The organism is Nitrosospira briensis (assembly GCF_900115125.1).
Lineage (GTDB): Bacteria > Pseudomonadota > Gammaproteobacteria > Burkholderiales > Nitrosomonadaceae > Nitrosospira > Nitrosospira briensis_A.
On sequence record NZ_FOVJ01000002.1, the window covers coordinates 574,258 to 593,634 of the forward strand.

At 52.9% G+C, this 19,377-nt stretch carries 23 protein-coding genes and 1 tRNA gene; 3 read left to right on the forward strand and 21 right to left on the reverse strand.

Annotated features, from left to right (window positions below):
- Nucleotides 1-77: 77 nt before the first annotated feature.
- The 17 genes from BMZ14_RS07950 to BMZ14_RS08030 form a co-directional block, all read right to left on the reverse strand.
- Complete coding sequence (locus BMZ14_RS07950; RefSeq protein ID WP_074796430.1) at nucleotides 78-1,061, reverse strand: DUF3644 domain-containing protein; 984 nt, start codon at nucleotides 1,059-1,061, stop codon at nucleotides 78-80.
- Nucleotides 1,062-1,276: 215 nt separating this feature from the next.
- The gene (locus tag BMZ14_RS15090; RefSeq protein ID WP_177186934.1) at nucleotides 1,277-1,417 is read right to left on the reverse strand and encodes a hypothetical protein; all 141 of its coding nucleotides are present in this window, start codon (nucleotides 1,415-1,417) and stop codon (nucleotides 1,277-1,279) included.
- A gap of 336 nt (nucleotides 1,418-1,753) precedes the next feature.
- Entirely contained in the window at nucleotides 1,754-2,044 is a 291-nt protein-coding gene (locus tag BMZ14_RS15095) for a hypothetical protein (RefSeq protein ID WP_074796593.1), read from the reverse strand.
- Between the two features lie 168 nt (nucleotides 2,045-2,212).
- Nucleotides 2,213-2,839: a hypothetical protein gene (locus BMZ14_RS07965; protein ID WP_074796433.1), complete on the reverse strand. Its 627-nt coding sequence runs from the start codon at nucleotides 2,837-2,839 to the stop codon at nucleotides 2,213-2,215.
- A 30-nt stretch (nucleotides 2,840-2,869) separates the two neighbouring features.
- Nucleotides 2,870-3,850, reverse strand: a complete 981-nt coding sequence (locus tag BMZ14_RS07970) for a S49 family peptidase (RefSeq protein ID WP_074796435.1) — start codon at nucleotides 3,848-3,850, stop codon at nucleotides 2,870-2,872.
- Nucleotides 3,847-4,710: a hypothetical protein gene (locus BMZ14_RS07975; RefSeq protein WP_074796437.1), complete on the reverse strand. Its 864-nt coding sequence runs from the start codon at nucleotides 4,708-4,710 to the stop codon at nucleotides 3,847-3,849. Before BMZ14_RS07975 ends, BMZ14_RS07970 begins: the two co-directional genes overlap by 4 nt.
- Nucleotides 4,710-4,976 carry a hypothetical protein gene (locus BMZ14_RS07980; RefSeq protein ID WP_143071924.1) on the reverse strand — a complete coding sequence of 89 codons (267 nt, stop codon included), beginning with the start codon at nucleotides 4,974-4,976 and terminating at the stop codon, nucleotides 4,710-4,712. The genes BMZ14_RS07975 and BMZ14_RS07980 overlap by 1 nt, the downstream gene beginning before the upstream one ends.
- Nucleotides 4,977-5,094: 118 nt before the next feature.
- The gene (locus BMZ14_RS07985; protein ID WP_074796440.1) at nucleotides 5,095-6,288 is read right to left on the reverse strand and encodes an AAA family ATPase; all 1,194 of its coding nucleotides are present in this window, start codon (nucleotides 6,286-6,288) and stop codon (nucleotides 5,095-5,097) included.
- The gene (locus BMZ14_RS07990; RefSeq protein WP_074796442.1) at nucleotides 6,281-6,700 is read right to left on the reverse strand and encodes a DNA primase; all 420 of its coding nucleotides are present in this window, start codon (nucleotides 6,698-6,700) and stop codon (nucleotides 6,281-6,283) included. The genes BMZ14_RS07985 and BMZ14_RS07990 overlap by 8 nt, the downstream gene beginning before the upstream one ends.
- Nucleotides 6,697-7,110 (reverse strand): hypothetical protein, encoded by a 414-nt coding sequence (locus BMZ14_RS07995; RefSeq protein WP_074796443.1) that lies wholly within the window; start codon nucleotides 7,108-7,110, stop codon nucleotides 6,697-6,699. The genes BMZ14_RS07990 and BMZ14_RS07995 overlap by 4 nt, the downstream gene beginning before the upstream one ends.
- Nucleotides 7,107-7,382: a hypothetical protein gene (locus BMZ14_RS08000; RefSeq protein ID WP_074796445.1), complete on the reverse strand. Its 276-nt coding sequence runs from the start codon at nucleotides 7,380-7,382 to the stop codon at nucleotides 7,107-7,109. The genes BMZ14_RS07995 and BMZ14_RS08000 overlap by 4 nt, the downstream gene beginning before the upstream one ends.
- Nucleotides 7,375-7,926 carry a hypothetical protein gene (locus BMZ14_RS14805; protein ID WP_143071925.1) on the reverse strand — a complete coding sequence of 184 codons (552 nt, stop codon included), beginning with the start codon at nucleotides 7,924-7,926 and terminating at the stop codon, nucleotides 7,375-7,377. The genes BMZ14_RS08000 and BMZ14_RS14805 overlap by 8 nt, the downstream gene beginning before the upstream one ends.
- 10 nt (nucleotides 7,927-7,936) lie before the next feature.
- A complete protein-coding gene (locus BMZ14_RS08010) occupies nucleotides 7,937-8,131 on the reverse strand; it encodes a hypothetical protein (protein ID WP_074796449.1) in 195 nt (64 codons plus the stop codon).
- Nucleotides 8,128-8,406: a helix-turn-helix transcriptional regulator gene (locus tag BMZ14_RS08015; protein WP_074796451.1), complete on the reverse strand. Its 279-nt coding sequence runs from the start codon at nucleotides 8,404-8,406 to the stop codon at nucleotides 8,128-8,130. The genes BMZ14_RS08010 and BMZ14_RS08015 overlap by 4 nt, the downstream gene beginning before the upstream one ends.
- Before the next feature lie 110 nt (nucleotides 8,407-8,516).
- The gene (locus BMZ14_RS08020) at nucleotides 8,517-9,359 is read right to left on the reverse strand and encodes a DNA -binding domain-containing protein (protein WP_074796453.1); all 843 of its coding nucleotides are present in this window, start codon (nucleotides 9,357-9,359) and stop codon (nucleotides 8,517-8,519) included.
- Between the two features lie 93 nt (nucleotides 9,360-9,452).
- Nucleotides 9,453-10,664, reverse strand: a complete 1,212-nt coding sequence (locus tag BMZ14_RS08025; RefSeq protein ID WP_074796455.1) for a tyrosine-type recombinase/integrase — start codon at nucleotides 10,662-10,664, stop codon at nucleotides 9,453-9,455.
- Nucleotides 10,665-10,830: 166 nt separating this feature from the next.
- Nucleotides 10,831-10,906, reverse strand: a tRNA-Phe gene (locus BMZ14_RS08030).
- Nucleotides 10,907-11,209: 303 nt separating this feature from the next.
- Between BMZ14_RS08030 and BMZ14_RS08035 the strand changes: the two genes are divergently transcribed.
- Genes BMZ14_RS08035 through lspA form a run of 3 tightly spaced genes read left to right on the forward strand, consistent with a single transcriptional unit; the run spans nucleotide 11,210 to nucleotide 15,613 of the window.
- The gene (locus BMZ14_RS08035; RefSeq protein WP_074796457.1) at nucleotides 11,210-12,220 is read left to right on the forward strand and encodes a bifunctional riboflavin kinase/FAD synthetase; all 1,011 of its coding nucleotides are present in this window, start codon (nucleotides 11,210-11,212) and stop codon (nucleotides 12,218-12,220) included.
- A gap of 24 nt (nucleotides 12,221-12,244) precedes the next feature.
- Complete coding sequence (gene ileS, locus BMZ14_RS08040) at nucleotides 12,245-15,100, forward strand: isoleucine--tRNA ligase (protein ID WP_074796459.1); 2,856 nt, start codon at nucleotides 12,245-12,247, stop codon at nucleotides 15,098-15,100.
- Nucleotides 15,101-15,151: 51 nt separating this feature from the next.
- Entirely contained in the window at nucleotides 15,152-15,613 is a 462-nt protein-coding gene (gene lspA, locus BMZ14_RS08045) for a signal peptidase II (protein ID WP_074796595.1), read from the forward strand.
- 57 nt (nucleotides 15,614-15,670) lie between these two features.
- Here the strand turns inward: lspA and BMZ14_RS08050 are convergent, their stop codons facing one another.
- The 4 genes from BMZ14_RS08050 to BMZ14_RS08065 all read right to left on the reverse strand — a co-directional run.
- The gene (locus BMZ14_RS08050; protein ID WP_074796461.1) at nucleotides 15,671-16,231 is read right to left on the reverse strand and encodes a cob(I)yrinic acid a,c-diamide adenosyltransferase; all 561 of its coding nucleotides are present in this window, start codon (nucleotides 16,229-16,231) and stop codon (nucleotides 15,671-15,673) included.
- A 76-nt stretch (nucleotides 16,232-16,307) separates the two neighbouring features.
- Nucleotides 16,308-17,840, reverse strand: coding sequence for a DEAD/DEAH box helicase (locus BMZ14_RS08055; protein ID WP_074796463.1), 1,533 nt, complete (start codon nucleotides 17,838-17,840; stop codon nucleotides 16,308-16,310).
- Between the two features lie 177 nt (nucleotides 17,841-18,017).
- The gene (locus BMZ14_RS08060) at nucleotides 18,018-18,800 is read right to left on the reverse strand and encodes a hypothetical protein (RefSeq protein WP_074796465.1); all 783 of its coding nucleotides are present in this window, start codon (nucleotides 18,798-18,800) and stop codon (nucleotides 18,018-18,020) included.
- A 274-nt stretch (nucleotides 18,801-19,074) separates the two neighbouring features.
- The coding region (locus BMZ14_RS08065; RefSeq protein ID WP_177186936.1) for a NapC/NirT family cytochrome c at nucleotides 19,075-19,377 on the reverse strand (303 nt) is incomplete at its 5' end.

The window sequence follows — 19,377 nt, forward strand, 5'->3', positions numbered from 1 at the left end:
ACGCTTTGAGCGTGCACTTCAGCATTTCGTAGAAGGCACGGCTGCGTCTTCTACGATGGATTCGTTAAAGGTAGACATTATTGATTCGTGCCAGAATTATCCGTGCAGTATTTACGTACGTACGCGAGCCAAGAGTCGTACCAGTACCAGGTTTTGGCGACCTGGACGCCAAAACCCTTTGCAGGGTTTTTTGCCTCACAACTTTTCCAAAGATCGGTGTGCTGTGCCATTCCAAACTTTGGAAAGCCATCCATCTTTATCTTGGTAACTATCTGAGTTGGAAGCCACTTTGGACGTTCGGTCTCTCGGATCACTGAGTAGGTGGCGTTGATGCCCTTTGCAAGTTCAGAGTCGGCCTTAATAAACGTGATGACCTGATCTGCCTGATTCGGATGATTCGTGGTCTTAGGTACAAAGATCACGCGGTAAGCAAACTTTGCGCTCCCGAACTCATCCGGTGCTAGTGCACCGTCGAACCCCTCGATGTACTGCTTGATATGGCGCGGCAGCCCCTCCTGTTGCTCAAGTGTATCGACCTGCTCCTGGCTGAGAGAAGAGAATTGCAGACTAACCGCAAGGTGTTTGGCAATGCCGTACTCTTCACCAAACAGAGAAGCAGCTGCATCGTGATAATTGATACAGCAAGCCTGAAAACGGGCACTCAGAAGATCGTCGATCCGCGTAGTCATTTGATGTTCAATCTCGTGCCGAAGACCGATCAGAAACTTTAAGTTCTGAACCACCTCACGCTCAAGAGGGCACTGCCCTTCGTTCAGGCACCGTTCCAGCTCCCAATGCTTAAAGGCACCGTTCTTCGTACGACTGTACTGTTTTCTCTTAATCCCTTGAATAAAATACCGGTAGTCGACTTGTTCGGCGCGGTAATACGCATGGAGGAGATAAGTCCACGCGATGTTCATTAGGACAATATAGGTTTCAGACTTGAACGTGACATTCGGATTGTTGAAAATCTGAACCGCTGCGAGCGCAGCTTCGCGAGATTTCTTCAGCAGTTCTTCTTTTATCGAGAAGATGCGGCGAACGCGCTTGGCGGTGCTCATGCTGTTGTCTTCGGTACATACGGTTCACCAGCCCTCACCCGCAGTTCCCCGGAGAGAAGCTTGGGGAGGAGCGTCTCGCGAAGAGTAGCGAGGGTGCAAAATCGTTCTGTATTCGCGCTGATTTTTCGAGAGGAGTGGTTCAATTATTTTTGCGAAGGCTTTACCAATTTACGCCGGTGGCAGGATGATCTCTATATGGTTCATGTTGCCCTAATTCAGCTTGACCAAACAGCGCCAGAGGTGAGGCAAGACAACGTTCTTGTATTCGCCGCACCCATGTTATCGCGCATCTTGTCGGCAGCAAGCCAGAATTTGACCTCGAAGCCAATTTTTTCGGTAGAGCGACTATTTTTCATTTTTGCATTCACCATCCAACTTCCCTTGTATTACTAGCGTGAACCCAGTCCATTCCGATATAACGGATAAGTAGGCGTTTTACTTAAATAAATAACGCTGCTTTAATGTCATCGCTAGTGAACTTCATGATTCCCCGTCGTTTTCAGAGTTGCCTAGCGTTACCTCAATAAAAAAGGACTAGCGGTTAAGCTAATCCTCTGATTGGTGGCAAGGGCACACTCGAATAATAGCTTGAAAGCCAATAAATACAAGCATTCTTAAGCAGAGAATCACTTCTATACCCCCATATGTACCCCCACAATACCAGCGCTTGATCTATTTTATAGGTCTGCTTTTTAAAGTTGACAGAAGATATTGAGCATGCCCTTATCGTTTCGCTGGTAGTCATGACGAATAGTAAAACATCCTTCAGTCACATGGAGCGAAAGAATCTCTCTCGTCTTTAGTATCCTCCAGCCAGCGCCCTCGCCACTTTTGCTACCGCCGGCAGTTTGATAACACCTTAGAATGTCATTGCCCAGGTTATTTCGGCCATATGCATGGGGCTCAACAATGCGTGAATAACCGTGATAGCGAAGTTCGATAACGCTTTGTGCCGTTATAGCTTGAATAAGTGTTGAGTGCATGAAGTTCGCCTCCTTATCTATGGTCCATACCTCATATAACGGCAAAACGATAAAATTCTGTAACAACAACACAGCACGTTGAAGCGTGCAGACGTCTGCACTTTTTTATGAGACAAATAAAAAACCCCAGCCTTTTGAGCTGGGGTTGATGTTTCCCGAGATTAAACCCTAATTATTGTAATGGTTTGTATATTCTATCTCGCCTCTGGACCGGTGTTTCTGAACGGGATCTTTAGCTGGAGTGCAGACGTCTGCACTCTCTTGCAAGCCGCCCTCGATCTCCTTCACCTTGTTTTCTAGTCCCTCATTTTCTTTCGTGAGCTTGTCAATTTCTGCCAGTCTTTTTGGCATTGCCGGTCCGACGATAGCGGGATATTCCATATCCCGCACCACACGCCCCACCGCCTCCTTCAACTGGTCTCCAATAATGTAGAACAGCGCTCTTTCAATTGTTTTTGGCGTGGTCACAAGAACGCCGGGACCAGCAGGTTGCACGATTCGCAATGGATTAATCGCGGTCTCGTTAAGATTCATGTGTTTGCCCTGATGATATTCACCCGGTGTGGTCATCGGGTTTTTTACATACTTGTCCAGTTCAATTTGAAGCAATTGCGGATAGTCGCTGCCGAAGTTATCTATCCACGAGCAGGCCAACTCGATAAGTTCATCCTTCGGCCGCGGGAGTTTGTGAAGTTCTTCGATCCTGAGCTTGTTCCGTTCGATTGTCGCCCGCATCTTTTTACATTCATTGCGAGCTTCAGTCAGAACATCTTTCGCTTTCAACCAATCAAACATGATGAATATTCCTTTGTCTTTTGGGATTCATTAACGACCGCTGACTACACGGCCAGTGGTAATACGGGCATGGCCAGCGTGAGCAGCTCGCGTGTAGGCCGTGAAACTCTCCAGGCTCGAGAACTCGGCACGGATCTTCGGATCATTGCGCCATTGCGCCGCGCATGAGTCTTCAACAGATAACGCAGCCTGTGGCTGGCCGGTAGCAGCAACCGCAGGCACTGGCACTGCACCAGGTGATCCAACAACACTTTCAAACGTGCCAATACGGTCGGCCATTCCCGCCCTCACAGCGGCAATACCGATCAACACGCCACCCTGCCCGAAGTCCGAAATCACCTTGTTTTCAGATACGCCGCGATAGGTAGCAACCTTGGCAGTAAACACGCTGGCCAGGCTGTCGATTCCGTCCTGAAGAACAGCACGGCCCTCCTGAGTTGAGGGGTCGGGCCTTTTCTTGGGGGCTGTCGATGAAACGATCTCATGGAAGATGATGCCTTCCATTCCCTGGCGCACCCGATCATCGACGACGGTACCGACCACCCCTATGCTGCCTACCATAGCCGTGTCGGATACCACGATACGGCTAGTAGCAGCTGCCAGCCAATAAGCTGCAGAGGCTCCCATTCCGGAAACAAAAGCTTCTATGGGTTTGACTGATCGGGATGCGTAGATTCTATCCCCCATCTCGGATATGCCCGCTACCGCTCCACCAGGAGAGTCGATATTCAGCATGATCTTCTTGACCGAAGAGTCTGCCAGGGCACTGTCCAGCTCGTACTGGATGGTTTGTAAATCCGTACCCCCGAAGAGCATGCTGAGGATGCTTGCGCGTGGCGTGATCGGTCCTGCAATCTCAATGATGGCAACACCACCCTCCACACGCTTCCTGCTTGGCTGTGCTGGCAGTTTGATACCAGGACCAGCTGCGTTCGTGCTGCGGATCAGGCTTTCGAACGTCTCCCTGTGCAATGCCCAGGGGCGCCCGGCGAGTTCAGTTTGAAGGTTCATAGACTGTTCACCCCTTCGTACGGTTTAAGTATCTCTTCGATCTGTTCCTTGCTGAGCACGTCAGTAATCAAGGGCGGCAGCTCACCTTTTTCATCATCGCAATCCATGGCCTGGCGAAGAATCCGTGCGTGATAGTCGGAGAGATCATCATAATGTCTCGCCTGGACCTCCGGTGAGTTCTGCCAGGCGTGGAGCGTAAGAAGGCTCAATTTTTGCAATATATTCATGTGCGATTTTCCTATATGAATTGGGGGGTTGATCGTAGTAGTCGATCGAGGTTGATCGTACGCATCGGCATGAATGTGCCACAAGATCGGATAGGTTCCGGAAGCTGGGGGAGGGTTCTGCACTATCTCTTTCAAACGCACCCAGCCGTGAGGAACCTCTCCGGAGGGCGCGAACTTGAAGGCAAAGAACAACGCGCGCCGAAGCGGAGTTGAATCTTCTGGAGGAAGGGCGGCACCCCTCAATCCCGGCCAGAAGACCTCCTCAAAGGTATGGATGTGTTCGCTCAATGCACAGCAACGCTTATATTCGCTAGTTCCATCTATCAGATCGAACGCACGCACAAGCCAGGCGTTACGTGTATCCAATCTGTCGATGGTGCGCCAGTCACGCTGCGAGGGAGAAGGCGCAAGGTTCATAACCTCGTCGAGCCTGCGCTGTCCGTTCACATATTCTTGAAGCTTGGCTTTTAACCACTGTTGAGTCTCGGGAGGAATCTCTTTACTATCGGGCGCGGTGATCGCCCTAATGTGCGCCTCGGTATCAGGCGGCAATGCCCGGCGTTGTCCTGCTTCTGTTCCAGGTGCAACCATCAATTGTCCCCAGGTACCCGCCCTGGAATTATCAGCACTCATTAGGATTCCCTCCGAACGACCACCATATTGACCATACAGACCGCCCCAAGATGACCACCCCATGCGGTTCTGGTCACTAGCGTTTTTTCGCGTACTTGGCCGCCGCATGTAAAAATTTTTCCGGAAGTACCTTGGAGTTTTCCCGTTCCAAGATGCTCACTTAAGGTGCTCAACTGAGCATCTTTATGAAACCCTTTATCCATGCGGGTTTCAGCAAAGTTGCTCAAGGTGCTCAAGGGTATAGGCATGTTGAGCAAGTTGTTCAAGGTGTCCAGACTCCTGAACAGCTTGAACAACTTAGCTATAAAGCAATATATATATAGTTGTTGGGTAAGTTGTTCAGTGAACAGCTTAGGTGAGCATCTTAGGGATAGCGTGATCATCTTAGTCACCAGCTTCCTTTAGCGTCATTTGCGGGTTTTTATGTTCGTCTGGTAGCGTCCAAACCCACGCACCATCCCCGGCCGCACCGCCGACGCGCTGAGGTTTCACACCCAGTGCAGCCTGCGCCCTGCGGATAGTCGCCCAGGAATACCCAGCCTCTTTCGCGTGTTTCTTAACGTCATTGCTTGATACCGCACCAGCGGAGAGCACATCGCTCAGCCAGTCGGCAGCATCCCCCGCCAGTGTGGTTTCATGACCGCCGGCGTCATCGTCCCGCCCCAGCGCTTCATCGGCGGATATCGATATGCTTTCCTTCTCCCACGCCACGCGCGACACTCCGTTCACTACCTCGATGCGGTAGGCCATGCCGTTTCCATCCGGTCCCAGGTTATTCTTGAGCGGGATGAATAGGCGTCTGGCGGGATCACTCTTATCCGCTGCCACCAGGAAGGCAGCACGCGCCGCCGCCACGAATGCCATGCTCCCTGTCGCACGTTGAAGCGCTGATCCGCCGGTGCCCTTGTTCAGGTGGGTAACAAAGATGAGTGCAGCGCCAATGCTGGCCGCCAGTTCGGACAGAGGTGCCATCAATGCCCGCACCTCTGCATTGTTGTGAGAGTCCGATCCGTCAAGATAGGCGGAGATTGGATCGACTATGATGAGGCGGCATTCCGGTAATGCCAGGATGGCTTCGCGAACGGCCTCGATATCTCGCCGCAAACTCAGCAACCTTGTCTCCGGATCGCCGGAACGGTTCAGGCTTTCCACGCCGCCCACGATGTGAATCCGCGAGGAATCCGCGCCCGCCGCATCCATCCGCGGGCAGATGGTATCGGCTGCATCATCCTCGGCCGAGATAAATATGACATCACCATGCGGACATGGGGTGCCATCCGGCCAAGGTAGCCCGGTCGAGACGTGGGCAGCCAGGCTAACTGTTACTGTGCTCTTGCCAAGTCCGGGATCACCCGCAATCAGGGTTATCTTGCCCAGTGCTATTTTTCCCCACCATAACCAGGTTATGACCATTCGCACAATGTCACTCGCCCTGGTCAGCTTCAAGCGGGATTTAGGCGCTTGATGTATCCCTTTTCCCCGGTCGATGTGTTCCTGTTGCTCGCGGGTGAACTTGCCCTTTATGATCTTATCCAGGGCGGCCGCGCCGCGTTCTATGCCTTGCTTATCATTAGCCATCAAATACCCCCGTTGCGGCTTGTAGACGTGAAGCCGCCACCAGCAGACGTTTTCTATCCGTCTCGGAAAGCTCCACGCCGTGCGCCATGTTTGACGCTGCTATCGCTACCAGCAGCGCTTCAAAGCCGATACAGCGCAAAATATCGGATGCGAAAAATGCCCGGCGCTCTCCGGCGCCGCCATAGCCTCCCTGACGCTCTGGAAACAGATCCTCAAGGGTTAGCCCTACCGCCGCGAGAACGTCACTTGTGGAGCATCCCGAGAAGTCGTGCAAAAGCACGCGGCCATCATCCAGCTCACGAATCGCAAGGGAAGGGTGTTTATCGTCGTGAGCTGGGCAGCAAGCAACAAACCGGCCCGGGCCGGTTTGCTTAACGTTGCTGAGAAGCGATAACAGGCGGTCGACGCTCATAGATCAGGATCCTCAACCACCAATCGCTGAAACTCCAAATCCGAATCGTAAGGTGTTGCACCTGCGCGAATCGCACGCAGCCCTACAATTGCAGCTTCAGCCACTGCTTTCGAAAACCCACATTCGATCCCCCACCCATGCGTTCTCCACCCGGGTTCATTAAAAACAAGTTCAAGGGTCACGAAAGCCTGGTATTCGTTGACATCGGCCAGGGCGACAACTTCGGAAAAGTGCTGCCTCCCGATCTCGACGCCATCTGACCAATAAGCTTTCGGATCATGTGGTACATGCCACATCCGGAGGAGGTCGCGCTCGTCACGAGCCGCGAATGAAAGGTCTTCACGGCCCTGAATCGATTTGGCGGGGAGTGATTGAACAGGCGCAAGTGCCAGGTTGGTTTTCTTATTCATGCCGTTTCTCCTTTCACGGGGGAAATATCTACCCCTTCCAGTAAGTCTTCCGATTTTTTTATGCGATCTGCCACGTGCTGCATCACGTAAAAAAGTCCTGTAGTCTGGATCGGATCAAGTGTTAGCCCTTTGCCGCGCGGTAGCAGCGTGATGCTGTTGACGAACTCAACCATATACCGTGCTTCCGAAAGAACATCTCTTGCTTCCAACAAGTTATGTTCGCTGTCAGGCTTTATGATCGACACGGCCGCGACTTTGGTTTGATTAGCCATGACGCGCACCCTCCCGGCATTCATCCAGCTCGCAGATCAAGCTTTCAATGCGTTTCGATAGATCATCCATAAGATGGATAAATCCACAGGACTCTTCCGGAGATAGCTCGATCCCATCGCCTTTATCGGTGGCTTTGAAGAATATTCCGCGCCAAAAATGAACTACAGAACTGGCTTCGCAGAGCGAGTTCTGAACAGTTAACAGCTTGTTATAGGTGATAGATGTAACCGGCACGGACGTGCCTTTAGATTGAGCAGCCATGATGGCCTCCTGGTGGTTAAGTTGAAATTTCACCCTTGTTGAGAGGGCGGCCAGGCACTTCAACACCGCCACCAGGCGGCTGACAGCTTTAGTCCGAAGACTCTTTTTACACTGTCCAATACCCGGCCATTGAGCAAACAATGGACGAAAAAAAATCACGACTGACGGGCGCGAATGCCGCTGGTGGAGGTGTGTTGAGCACCGTATGCGGACTGTATTGGAAAAAAACGATGCGGTCAAGGGAAATGATGGTGGCAAGGCGTGGAATGAGTTATTTTTCATCTTCGCCGTCTCACCGGTAGTCCCGTATTTCCGCAAGAATGCGAACGATGTTTGCCTGGCTTTTGGCCTGGCTCTCCAAAGCCGCTACTGCTCGCTCGGCGTACGGTAGCCATAATCGAGCATAGGCTTGCAGCATGGGATCATTGTCAGCGCTACGGCGGTGCCCTTGCTCCAGCTTTTTCTCCAATTCGCGATCGCGGCTCATTGCGCCACCTGGTCCAATGAGCAGGCGCGGCTTGTGAACGACGTTACATCTTTGCGCCTGGCCATCAGTTGGGATACGAGCTCGCGAACCTCGCTATTACTCTTCCCGGCAATACGAGCTGCGTTTATTGCGAGGATTTCGTGCTCTGGCCAGGCAACTGAGTTTTCACCCAGCCGTACCGGCTCAGTCATCAACCCGTTCTTGATGTCGCTATAGTGAGAGGTGCGAGATTTCGCAGTGAGCCCCAATACCGGCGGCAGTTTGATAAGTTTCATAGTTAACCATCCTTCCCATGTAGTTGGAATGCGCCCTGATTCGCTGGGCGTGGATGGCACTATGCCTTATGGGAGAAGGCCAGGAGAAGGACGAAAACTAGGAGGGGTAATTAATGTCTGTCGTCCTTTAATCTTATGAGGTTTTTGTATGCGCCATTGACTAAGTCCTTGCCCAACTTGACTGCTCGCGCAGCTTTTTTCCGCCTCGCCTCGATGTCTATGTCTTTTGGAAATAGCCTTTTGCCTATTTCCTGCGGAAATGCACCAGCCAGGTCCGCATCGAATGCACGCAAATACCCGCGAAGCTGATTTTTATGATTTTTCGATTGCTCTTTGTCGAGTTGATACGGTGTGGGACCATTCTCTAAATGATCCTTCCATAATTTAAGAGCTTCTTTTGCTTTCTTCAGCTGCTTATCGATGCCGTATCGCAAGTCGAATCTCAACGTCACATGCTCAGGTTTATCAGGTGCAGGCCTGCGCGTAATAAATCCGGCTGCATCCACTGCATTCTCAATCTGCAGATCATACGGCGGCATCTCTATGTGGGCATTAATCTTCGCATAGCCATCATCTTTTTCCGGATCGGCCATGTAGGTAATGCACCATTTTTCCATTAGATGTTCTATCAAGGGCATGTCTTCAATAACGTAGTCACCAACCCGCAGCTGATACTGCTCCCATGTTTCACCAGGTAGCGCGGGAGGCTCGCAGTATCGAAAACACATATCGTCTGTAAGCATCATCCCCTTGTTATAAATCTTTGCAGTCTTCCCGCCTCCGGGACGAAGATCAGGCAAGTCCGCAAAACGCTTGTAGTCGGCCTGGTACTCTGGATTCCGCCGCAAGAACTCCCAGATCATAATTTTTACAAACCATTCATCACGAGGCTTTTTGTATGCGCTGGCATCTTTCCAGTTCGGAAGCCAAGCGGGAATTTTTGACGTGCTCATGTGCAACCCCTTCCAGGTGCATCCTTCAATTAGGAGCCACCCCAGGCGGTGAAGGAATCCGCTTTTTGCCTGGCCGAGCTAGGGGTGGCTTGATCAGTTCGATTTAAATGTAAGAATCTTGGCGCCGGTTTTAAGACCGTCCAGATAGTCCGCCCATTCCTGCATCATCTTGCGGCGCTCCGGCAGGTGTTCGGCATAGTTGTATGCTGCCCGTACAGAATCACGCTCAGCATGGGCGAGCTGTCGCTCGATGGCATCACGATTCCAGCCGTGCTCATTAAGCAAAGTGCTGGCCATGCTTCGGAAGCCATGCCCGGTTAATTCTTCTTTGCCATATCCCAGTCGGCGCAATGCGGAGTTGACGGTGTTCTCAGACATTGGACGGGAAGGGGTACGAACTCCAGGGAACACATATTTTCCTTGTCCCGTAAGAGCGTGAAGTTCTCGCAATACCGTCACAGCCTGGCTACAAAGCGGAACGATGTGTACCACTTTCATTTTCATCTTTTCGCCGGGTATCCTCCATTCCGATTTATCCAGATCGACCTCCGACCATTCCGCGCGGCGTAGCTCCCCAGGTCGCACGAATAGCAGCGGTGCCAACTGCAAGGCACACCTGGTCACGAAAGACCCTCGATAACCTTCTACGGCTCGCATGAGCTCACCTATCGCCATTGGGTCTGTGATACTGGGGTGATGCTTTTCTTTCGCTGGGGGCAATGCGCCCCGGAGATCCACGGATGGGTCACGTTCAGCCCGGCCAGTGGCTACGGCGTAACGAAATACCTGGCTGCAATTCTGGTGCGCTCTATGCGCGGTTTCCAATGCGCCCCGATTCTCGATGCGTCGAAGCGTGGCCAGCAACACATGAGCCGTAATTTCAGCGATAGGCCTGTTTCCTATCCAGGGAAAGATATCTCGCTCCAGGCGACGAATGATCTTGTCTCCATGGCTTGCGGCCCAGTTGGGAGAGTGCTTTGCATACCACTCTCGCCCGACTGCCTCGAAACTATTACCGGCTATTTCTCTATTTGCTCGCTTTGCTTCTTGCTTGAATACTCCAGGATCAACTTCATTGGCTAACAGCTTGCGGGCATCGTCCCGGCGCTGCCGGGCTTGGGCCAGCGATACATCGGGGTATACACCCAGGGAGAGCAATTTCTCCTTTCCGCCGAAACGGTACTTAAACCGCCAGTATTTGGACCCGTTGGAATGAATCAACAGGAACAGCCCTTTTTCATCAGCCAGCTTGCGCGGCTTGGCTTCAGGCTTCGCATTACGAACTGCTGTGTCAGTTAATGGCATTGTGGGGGTATAAGGTGCTAGGGGTACACGATGTACCCCTATTTATACCCCCATACGATACCGGATGCAATAGAACTCAGCGGGACTCGGTGGGATATAGAATCAATGAAAAAGCCCGCAGGGAGCGGGCTTTCGGGACTTCTTGGGACGGGGTGGAACTATCTTTTGGTGGCCAAGGGCGGAATCGAACCACCGACACAAGGATTTTCAGTCCTCTGCTCTACCGACTGAGCTACTTGGCCATTTTAAGCTATTGCTTACTTCCGCGCAGGAGGAGGACGACTTGACGCACCTCTGGCTTTTTGAAGTGCGCAATTCTAGCACAGCGCAAAACTCATTGGAACACGAGAGCGATCAGCGCCAGGCATCCGCCAACGTGCAAGCTTTCAATCTACAGGTTCGTTAGTGCGAAATTAAACGGATGATGGATTGCGTTTCACCCTAGCCATCCTACCGAGCATGCAGAAGCATAATTTTAAAATGTTACTGTTCTAGACCCGTTCGCGTGAAACAAGCTACAATTCAGCATTTTAGCAGCAACACGCATGCGTATTTCCCATGGCGTTCCTGTTCAGGCTGAAGCTCCCGTTGCCCTTACCATAGGCAATTTCGATGGGGTGCATCTTGGTCACCAGGCCATGCTCACCCGTTTGAAAGACGCCGGGAATCGGCTCGGCCTTGCTACTTGTGTCATGATTTTCGAGCCGCACCCGCGAGAGTTTTTTGCACCGGACAAGGCGCCCACCCGGCTCACCAGTTTGCGTGAGAAGCTGGAGTTGCTTGCGGCGGCGGGCGTGGATCGGGTGCAGGTATGCCGCTTCAATTTTGATTTCGCCAGGATCAGCGCGGAGGATTTTATTGCCCATATCCTGCGGCAGGGACTTGCGGCCCGCTGGATATTGGTTGGAGACGACTTCCGCTTTGGTGCGCGCCGAGCAGGTGATTTTGCCATGCTGAAGGGATTTTCAGAAACATGCGGCTTTGAAGTGGAAGAGATGCCCGGCTACACCGTTGATGGGGTAAGGGTTTCTAGCACGGCAGTACGCGGGGCTTTGGCTACGGGCGATCTGGACTTCGCAAAGCTTCTGCTGGGGCGGTTCTATAGTATCAGCGGACGCGTGGTGAATGGGCACAAGCTCGGCAGGAAGATCGGGTTTCCCACCGCCAATATTCAGTTGAAGCACAATCGCGCTCCCCTATCGGGAATCTTTGCGGTAGAAGTCGATATAGAAAACCATGAAGCGTTGGGGTCCTCGTCACACAAAGCCGTGCACCGGTTGCGGGGAGTCGCCAGCCTGGGTGTGCGTCCCACCGTGCATGAGGATGGCAAACCGGTGCTGGAAGTCTACCTGTTCGACTTTGACCATGAAATCTATGGTTGCCACTTACGGGTGCATTTTTTGCGCAAACTGCGGGATGAAGAAAAATATCCCGACCTTGAAACGCTCACGAAGCAGATTGAACGGGACGTGGAAGACGCAAAGGGATATTTTTCGTCCTTGTCATCTACGGTTTCTGCCGCCATTGAAATAAGCTCGCTGCACAGATCGAGTTGATGCTCGCTACATTTTCAATATTCCATGACTGACTATAAAAAAACGCTCAATCTGCCTGATACGCCTTTTCCCATGCGCGGCGATCTCGCTCGGCGCGAACCTGTCATGCTGAAAGCCTGGCAGGAAAAAAATCTCTATAAAAAAATCCGCGAGGTTTGCAAGGGGCGCCCCAAATTCGTGCTGCACGACGGACCGCCCTATGCCAATGGCGATATACACATCGGCCATGCGGTCAACAAAATTCTCAAGGACATTATTATCAAGTCGAAAACGCTTGCCGGCTTCGATGCGCCATATATACCGGGTTGGGATTGCCACGGACTGCCGATCGAGCATCAGATTGAAAAAAAACACGGTAAGAATCTGCCTGGGGATAAGGTGCGCGAGCTGTGCCGTACTTTTGCGCAGCAGCAGGTGGCGCGGCAGAAAGCCGATTTTATCCGGCTCGGGGTGCTGGGTGATTGGGACAATCCCTATCTCACCATGAATTACAAGACCGAGGCGGACATTATTCGCGCACTTGGAAAGATCCATAGAAGCGGCTACCTCTACCAGGGGCAAAAACCCGTCAACTGGTGCATGGACTGCGGCTCTGCGCTGGCTGAAGCGGAAGTGGAATATGAGGACAAGACTTCATCGGCCATAGATGTGAAATTCAAGGTAGTAGATACGGATGCACTGGTGAGGGATATTTTAAAGCCGGTGAATGGTTCCGCCCCGGCCGATTTGTCTGGCAAGCCTGTGTATGTCGTTATCTGGACGACTACACCTTGGACCCTTCCCGCAAACCAGGCTGTGAGCGTGAACCCCGACGAAAGTTATGTTGTGGTAGATCTCGGAGGTGATTGTTTACTTCTGGCTGAAGCATTGATGGAAAGTGCCTTGGAGCGCTATGGTATCAACAGGGCTGATATCAGTCTTGCGGGGCAGTGTAGCGGGAGTGCGCTTGAAAATGTTGTGCTACAGCATCCCTTCTACCAGCGGCGGGTGCCGATTATTGTGGGAGACCATGTCACCATGGAAGCGGGAACCGGTGCTGTGCATACCGCTCCGGCACACGGCGTCGACGACTACATCGTCGGTCAGAAATATGGCTTGCCGGTAGAAAATCCCGTTGGCGGGGATGGCCGGTTTTTTGACCACATACCGCTTGTCGGAGGTCTTTCGGTCTGGAAAGCCAACGATATCGTTATTCAGGAACTGGAAAAGAACGGCCTCCTGCTGAAGGCCGAGAAGCTTCAGCACAGCTACCCGCACTGCTGGCGGCATGGAACACCAATCATCTTCCGGGCGACGCCGCAGTGGTTTATCGCCATGGATAGGCATATAAACAATAAAGCGCCGTCTGATGCAACTAATGCTCATACGCCAGCCCACGGCCCGGATACTTTACGGGAGCGAGCTGATTCTGCAGTAAGGAGCACCGAGTTTTTTCCAAGCTGGGGCCGTGCTCGTCTGGAAGCAATGGTGAGAAACCGGCCCGACTGGTGCGTCTCGCGCCAGCGTAATTGGGGCGTGCCAATGTCGCTCTTTGTAAATAAGGAAACCCATGAACTGCATCCCCGCACGGATGAGTTGCTGGAGCAGGTAGCGCAGCGTGTGGAGCAAGACGGCATCGAGGCATGGTTTAGCCTGGACGCCGCGGAACTGCTGGGTGACGAGGCGCAGCAATATATAAAGCTCATGGATACGCTGGATGTGTGGTTCGAGTCCGGTACGACACACGATTCGATACTCAAACACGATGCTCAGCTCGGCTACCCGGCGGATCTTTATCTGGAGGGCTCGGACCAGCACCGGGGATGGTTTCAGTCCTCGCTCCTGACCGGTTGCGCGATTGATGGCCGCGCCCCTTATGAAGCATTGCTCACTCATGGTTTCGTGGTGGATGGCTCCGGTCACAAGATGAGCAAATCCAAGGGTAATGTCATCGCGCCGCAGAAGGTGATGGATACCTCCGGGGCTGATATCCTGCGGCTGTGGGTGGCTTCTACCGACTATTCCGGCGAGTTATCCATTTCGGATGAAATTCTGAAGCGGGTGGTGGAGAGTTATCGGCGCATACGCAATACGCTGCGTTTCTTACTTGCAAATCTGGCTGATTTCGATCCTGTCCGGGATGCCGTGGCGGTGGATGAATGGCTCGAGATCGACCGCTATATGCTGGCGTTCACCCGAAAACTCCAGGACGAGTTGACGGAGAATTATCGGCATTACGATTTTCATCTGATCGTACATCGTCTGCATAACTTCTGTTCTGAGGATTTAGGCGGTTTCTATCTGGACGTTCTCAAGGATCGGCTTTATACCGCAGCCGCCAAGGGTGCCCCACGTCGCTCCGCGCAAAGTGTTCTGTACCACATTGCCCACTGTCTGGTGCGCCTGTTTGCGCCTATCCTTAGCTTCACCGCTGAGGAAGTATGGCAGCATCTGACGGGCGGCACTCAGGATAGCGTACTGTTGCATACCTGGCACCAGCTACCCCCGCAGCCGGACGAGGAGGAGTTGATGCAGCGCTGGACCCGGATCCGGGAGCTGCGCTCGCGAGTACAAGGACGGCTGGAAGATTCCCGTGGCCGGGGGGAAATAGGTTCTTCGCTTGCTGCGGCGGTTGAGATTCATGTTAGCGGGGCGGATTTTTTGCTATTGGAGTCATTGGGCGATGATCTCCGACTGGTGCTCGTCACCTCCGCCGCCCATGTCGTGCGATCCGAAACTCCCGAGAAAGATGGGATTTACGTAACCCCAAGCGTATATCGGAAATGTGAACGCTGTTGGCATTATCGGGAGGATGTGGGAATCGATACCGGTCATCCAACGATCTGCGGCCGCTGTGTTTCCAATCTCTATGGCTCAGGCGAGGCGCGGCGATATGCTTAGTGTGCTTCACATGACTAGGGAAGGATGGCATACGATGGCGCGCCGCATACGATGAAGCTGCAGATCAGCCTGGCTGTGGCGCTGGTTGTACTAGTGCTGGATTTCGCAAGCAAACGTTGGGTAGAAGGAGCGTTATTTGATGGGCAGCAGATACCGCTGACAGGATTTTTCAACCTGGTTCTGACCTACAACGCGGGTGCGGCGTTCAGCTTTCTGAGTGATGCTGGCGGATGGCAGCGCTGGTTTTTCAGCTTGATTGCTGTTGGCGCTTCGATACTGATCGTTTATCTGCTCCGGAAGCATGCAGCCGACAGGCTGTTCTGTTTGGCGCTTAGCCTGATACTTGGCGGGGCGCTGGGTAATCTGTGGGACCGCATAACCTTGGGCCGTGTGGTTGATTTTCTGGATTTCCACGCAGCGGGTTACCACTGGCCCGCATTTAACGTGGCGGATTCCGCAATTTTCCTCGGGGCAATGCTGATGATAATCGATAGCTTCCGGAGAAAGGAGTAGGAACAGGAATAGGAATAGGCGATGTTTAGCCAGCCAGGGAATCTACGGCCCCGGATTCTATACTGAATGGCGGTTTTTGCCCTGTTGCCACATTACATCTCCTACGCCTGCATGGCGGTTCAGGACACGGCATAGTACGAACAAAAAATCGGACAGGCGGTTGAGGTACTCAACGTGGGACGGCATCGCTGGTTCGATTCTGTAGAGCCTGACGACGCACCGCTCGGCGCGCCGGGAGACCGCGCGTGCCACATGGCAAAGCGAGGCTGCCCGGGTCCCGCCGGGAAGTATGAATTCCTTTAGTGCAGCCAGGGAGATATTGTAGTCATCGAGTTGCTCTTCCAAGCGGCTGACTTGCGCTTCGCTCATACTGGCACGCCCGGGAATACTCAGGTCGCCACCAAGATCGAACAGGTCGTGCTGGATATCTTCCAGTTTGGTGCGCACTTCCTCTGAAGGCTTTTCTGCGATCAGAACACCGATAAAACTGTTCAATTCGTCTACGGTACCGATAGCTTCTATACGCAAGCTGTCCTTGACGGATCGGGTTCCGTCACCCAGCCCGGTTGTTCCATCATCACCGGTACGGGTGTAGATCTTTGTCAGGCGCTTTGCCATGTCATCCGTTGCCGATCACCTGGTTGTTGGTTTGACCATTAAGGTACAACGTCTAATGGCTGGTGCGAAAGGCTACTCAGCTTTCCTGTTTGGGCTTGGCGGGGGATCGTGGCATGAATAGCGCAGCCAACGGTTTACTCTGCTGTTTGTGGCGGGAATGATCAGCTTTTGATGATGCTTCAGAACCCGCCGTCGTGTCGCCGGGACGCTTTATTGAAGACGCGCCAGGTATGTAGGGCTGAGAGAACAAAGGATCTTCAGGGGTTTTGGAGCTTCTTTTATGCACCCCCGTGTACTCCCTTGAACTCTTCGCATCCTTACGGCCCTCCTTGAGGTGAGAGGCGGAATGCGCCTCATCCGGGCGCCTGGGACGGGGTTCAAATAGTTTCTTTTGCTCATGCTGCAGGGACTTGTGGCGGCTGGACTTCGCACGTGTACCTTCGGTTTCTGCCGAGTGATGCTGCGCGTCCGTTTCGAATCCAGCTATTGTCTGGGAAGCCAGCCTGAATTTGAGGAGCTGTTCAATGCCTTTGAGTAATTCCTTCTCGTCCTCGCATACCAGTGAAATTGCATCGCCTTTGGTACCGGCGCGGCCGGTACGCCCAATTCGGTGGATGTAATCCTCAGGGGTAGTAGGCAATTCGAAATTGACCACGTGGGGGAGGTCCTCTATATCCAGTCCCCTGGCAGCAACGTCGGTCGCAACCAGTACGCGAACAATCCCTTGCTTGAATTCTGCCAGCGCCTGGGTACGTTGGGGCTGACTCTTGTCTCCATGAATTGCTGTTGCGGTGACGCCATCCCGTTCCAGCTGCTCGGCAAGACGGCTGGCACCGTGCTTGGTGCGGACAAATACCAGAACCTGCCTCAGATCCTCCGATTTGATGAGATGTGTCAGCAACTCCCGCTTGCGGTCCCGCACTACAGGGTGTACTACATGCGTTATCAGCTCGGCAATGGAATTTCGTTTTGCCACTTCGATCAATACCGGATCTCGCAGAAGCTTGTTTGCAAGTTTCTTGATTTCCTCGGAGAACGTCGCGGAAAACATCAGGCTTTGCCGCTGCTGCGGCAGCAACGCGAGGATACGCTTGATGTCGGGGAGGAAGCCCATATCCAGCATGCGATCAGCTTCATCCAGTACCAGAATCTCTACCTTGGACAGGTGCATGGTTTTTTGCTGGATATGATCGAGCAGGCGTCCGGGGGTTGCGACGAGGATTTCCACGCCCGCCCGCAAGTCCCTGGTCTGCGGCGTCATATCCATTCCCCCATAAACAGCAGCGCATCTGAGGGGCAGATATTTGCCATAAGTTTTTACACTTTCATACACCTGAATTGCGAGTTCGCGCGTCGGCACGAGGATTAACGCGCGAATCGGGTGTTTGGCAGGGGAAGCGCTGGCGTTGGCACCGGGTTGAAGCCGACTCAGCATTGGCAATGTAAAGCCGGCGGTCTTCCCCGTGCCGGTCTGTGCCCCTCCCATAATATCTTTGCCTTCAAGTATGGGTGGTATGGCCTGAGCCTGAATGGGGGTGGGTTCGGTGTAGCCTTGGTCTGTTATGGCGCGGAGAATTTCGGGTGACAGGTTGAGTTGGGCGAACGACATAGTTATTGCTTCTTGACCATCCAACAGTGATGGTTGGGATTGGCCTGTGCGAAGCTGGTCATGGAAGAGAGGATTATGAATAACAGGTTGTGAGCAATAAAGGGTTGTAAAAACGAAAAAAAAGTAATAATAATTTTACGATGACTTTTTAGACTTGTAACAATTTAAAAGATTCAACTAATCGTTTCTCGCGCCTTGGTGAACATTTTTCGGTTTATCTGCTTTAAACCACTCGCTGCCTCTTTTAAAGGCGTTCAGTAAGACGGGCGCGCCGCCTATAGCGACAGCATCGACCAGGCAATACCAGGCGGCTACGCCGCTTGGCGGGTTTCCCTGGGACAGCCCCATAACCGGCTCTATCGTTGCCCATTTCCACGTTCCCGCAGCGGTGCCGATCAGCTCCAGCCATGTGGTGATGAAAAAGGCGGCGAGATAGACCATGGGCGAGCGGCCTCTTAGCAGGTAGATCAAAAAGACGCAATACAGGAGTGCGCCAACCTGGTCGCCCTGCGCCGGGTAACCGCTGATTCCCCAGATTGACCAGACGCCACATGTCACGGCCACCAGTAGCGCTATCTTGCGTGCATGCGTCAAGAAGAGACCGGAACGAGCGAGTGCAACCGCCGTTAAATAGACCATGCCGTGGCCAGGCGGCACATAAGCCGGGACATTACCGAATCGATAGGTGTAGCCACCCATGTAAATTGACGCAAAGTGCTCACCGAGCGTAGCAAACGCAACTGCGATGATGACCTGCATCCGTACTTCTTTATTCTCCCCCCAGAGCAGCAGGAATAAAAATGTCCAGGCAATGAGGCCCATGAAGTTTTGTTGCTCCATGCTGCCACTGGCATCCATATTCAAGCTGATAGCGACGCACAGGAACGTGAGCGCTGCTATGAAATAGTCGCGTATTCGATGGGAATAGACAGTATCGGGTTGGGGAAAATTACGCAGCATTCGTTGCTATACTCGGAACATCTTTATTTATGAAGCTACTTCAGTCAAAGGCCCAGATCGTGCTGACTGCCTGAGGTGAGGAGCGGAAAGCCATGCACCAGATATTGGTGCTTGGGCAGTTTCTTCTTGTTTCGGTCCTTAGACCGGTCGAACCTCTCAGCCGTTGCCATTATAAGTTAAAACCGCTGTTCCTCACGCGAGCACGAGAAACAGCGGCTTCAGTAAAAACGAGAAAGTCTGCTAATGGATATTGCAGCCTGAGGAAGGAATCGGATTACTCCTCCTCCTCGTCTTCGTCTTCGTCCTCATCTTCATTCTTGGTTTCGGATTTGAGCACCATCTTGCCCTGCTTGATGCTCTCGTTGAGGTCTGTCTCCGGGGCTTCCTTGTGCACCAGGTTCTGGTGGCAGTCGATGCAGGTGGCCCCTTCGGTCTCCATCTTCTTGTGCGCGGCCTTGGCGTCCGCTCCCGGCGGCTGCGGATTCTTGTGGCATTCGCGGCAGGTGCGGCTGTCCCACTTCTTCAGGTTCATGCGCGCATCGTGCGCCATGATGAGCCTGCGCTCGTTGAATTTCTC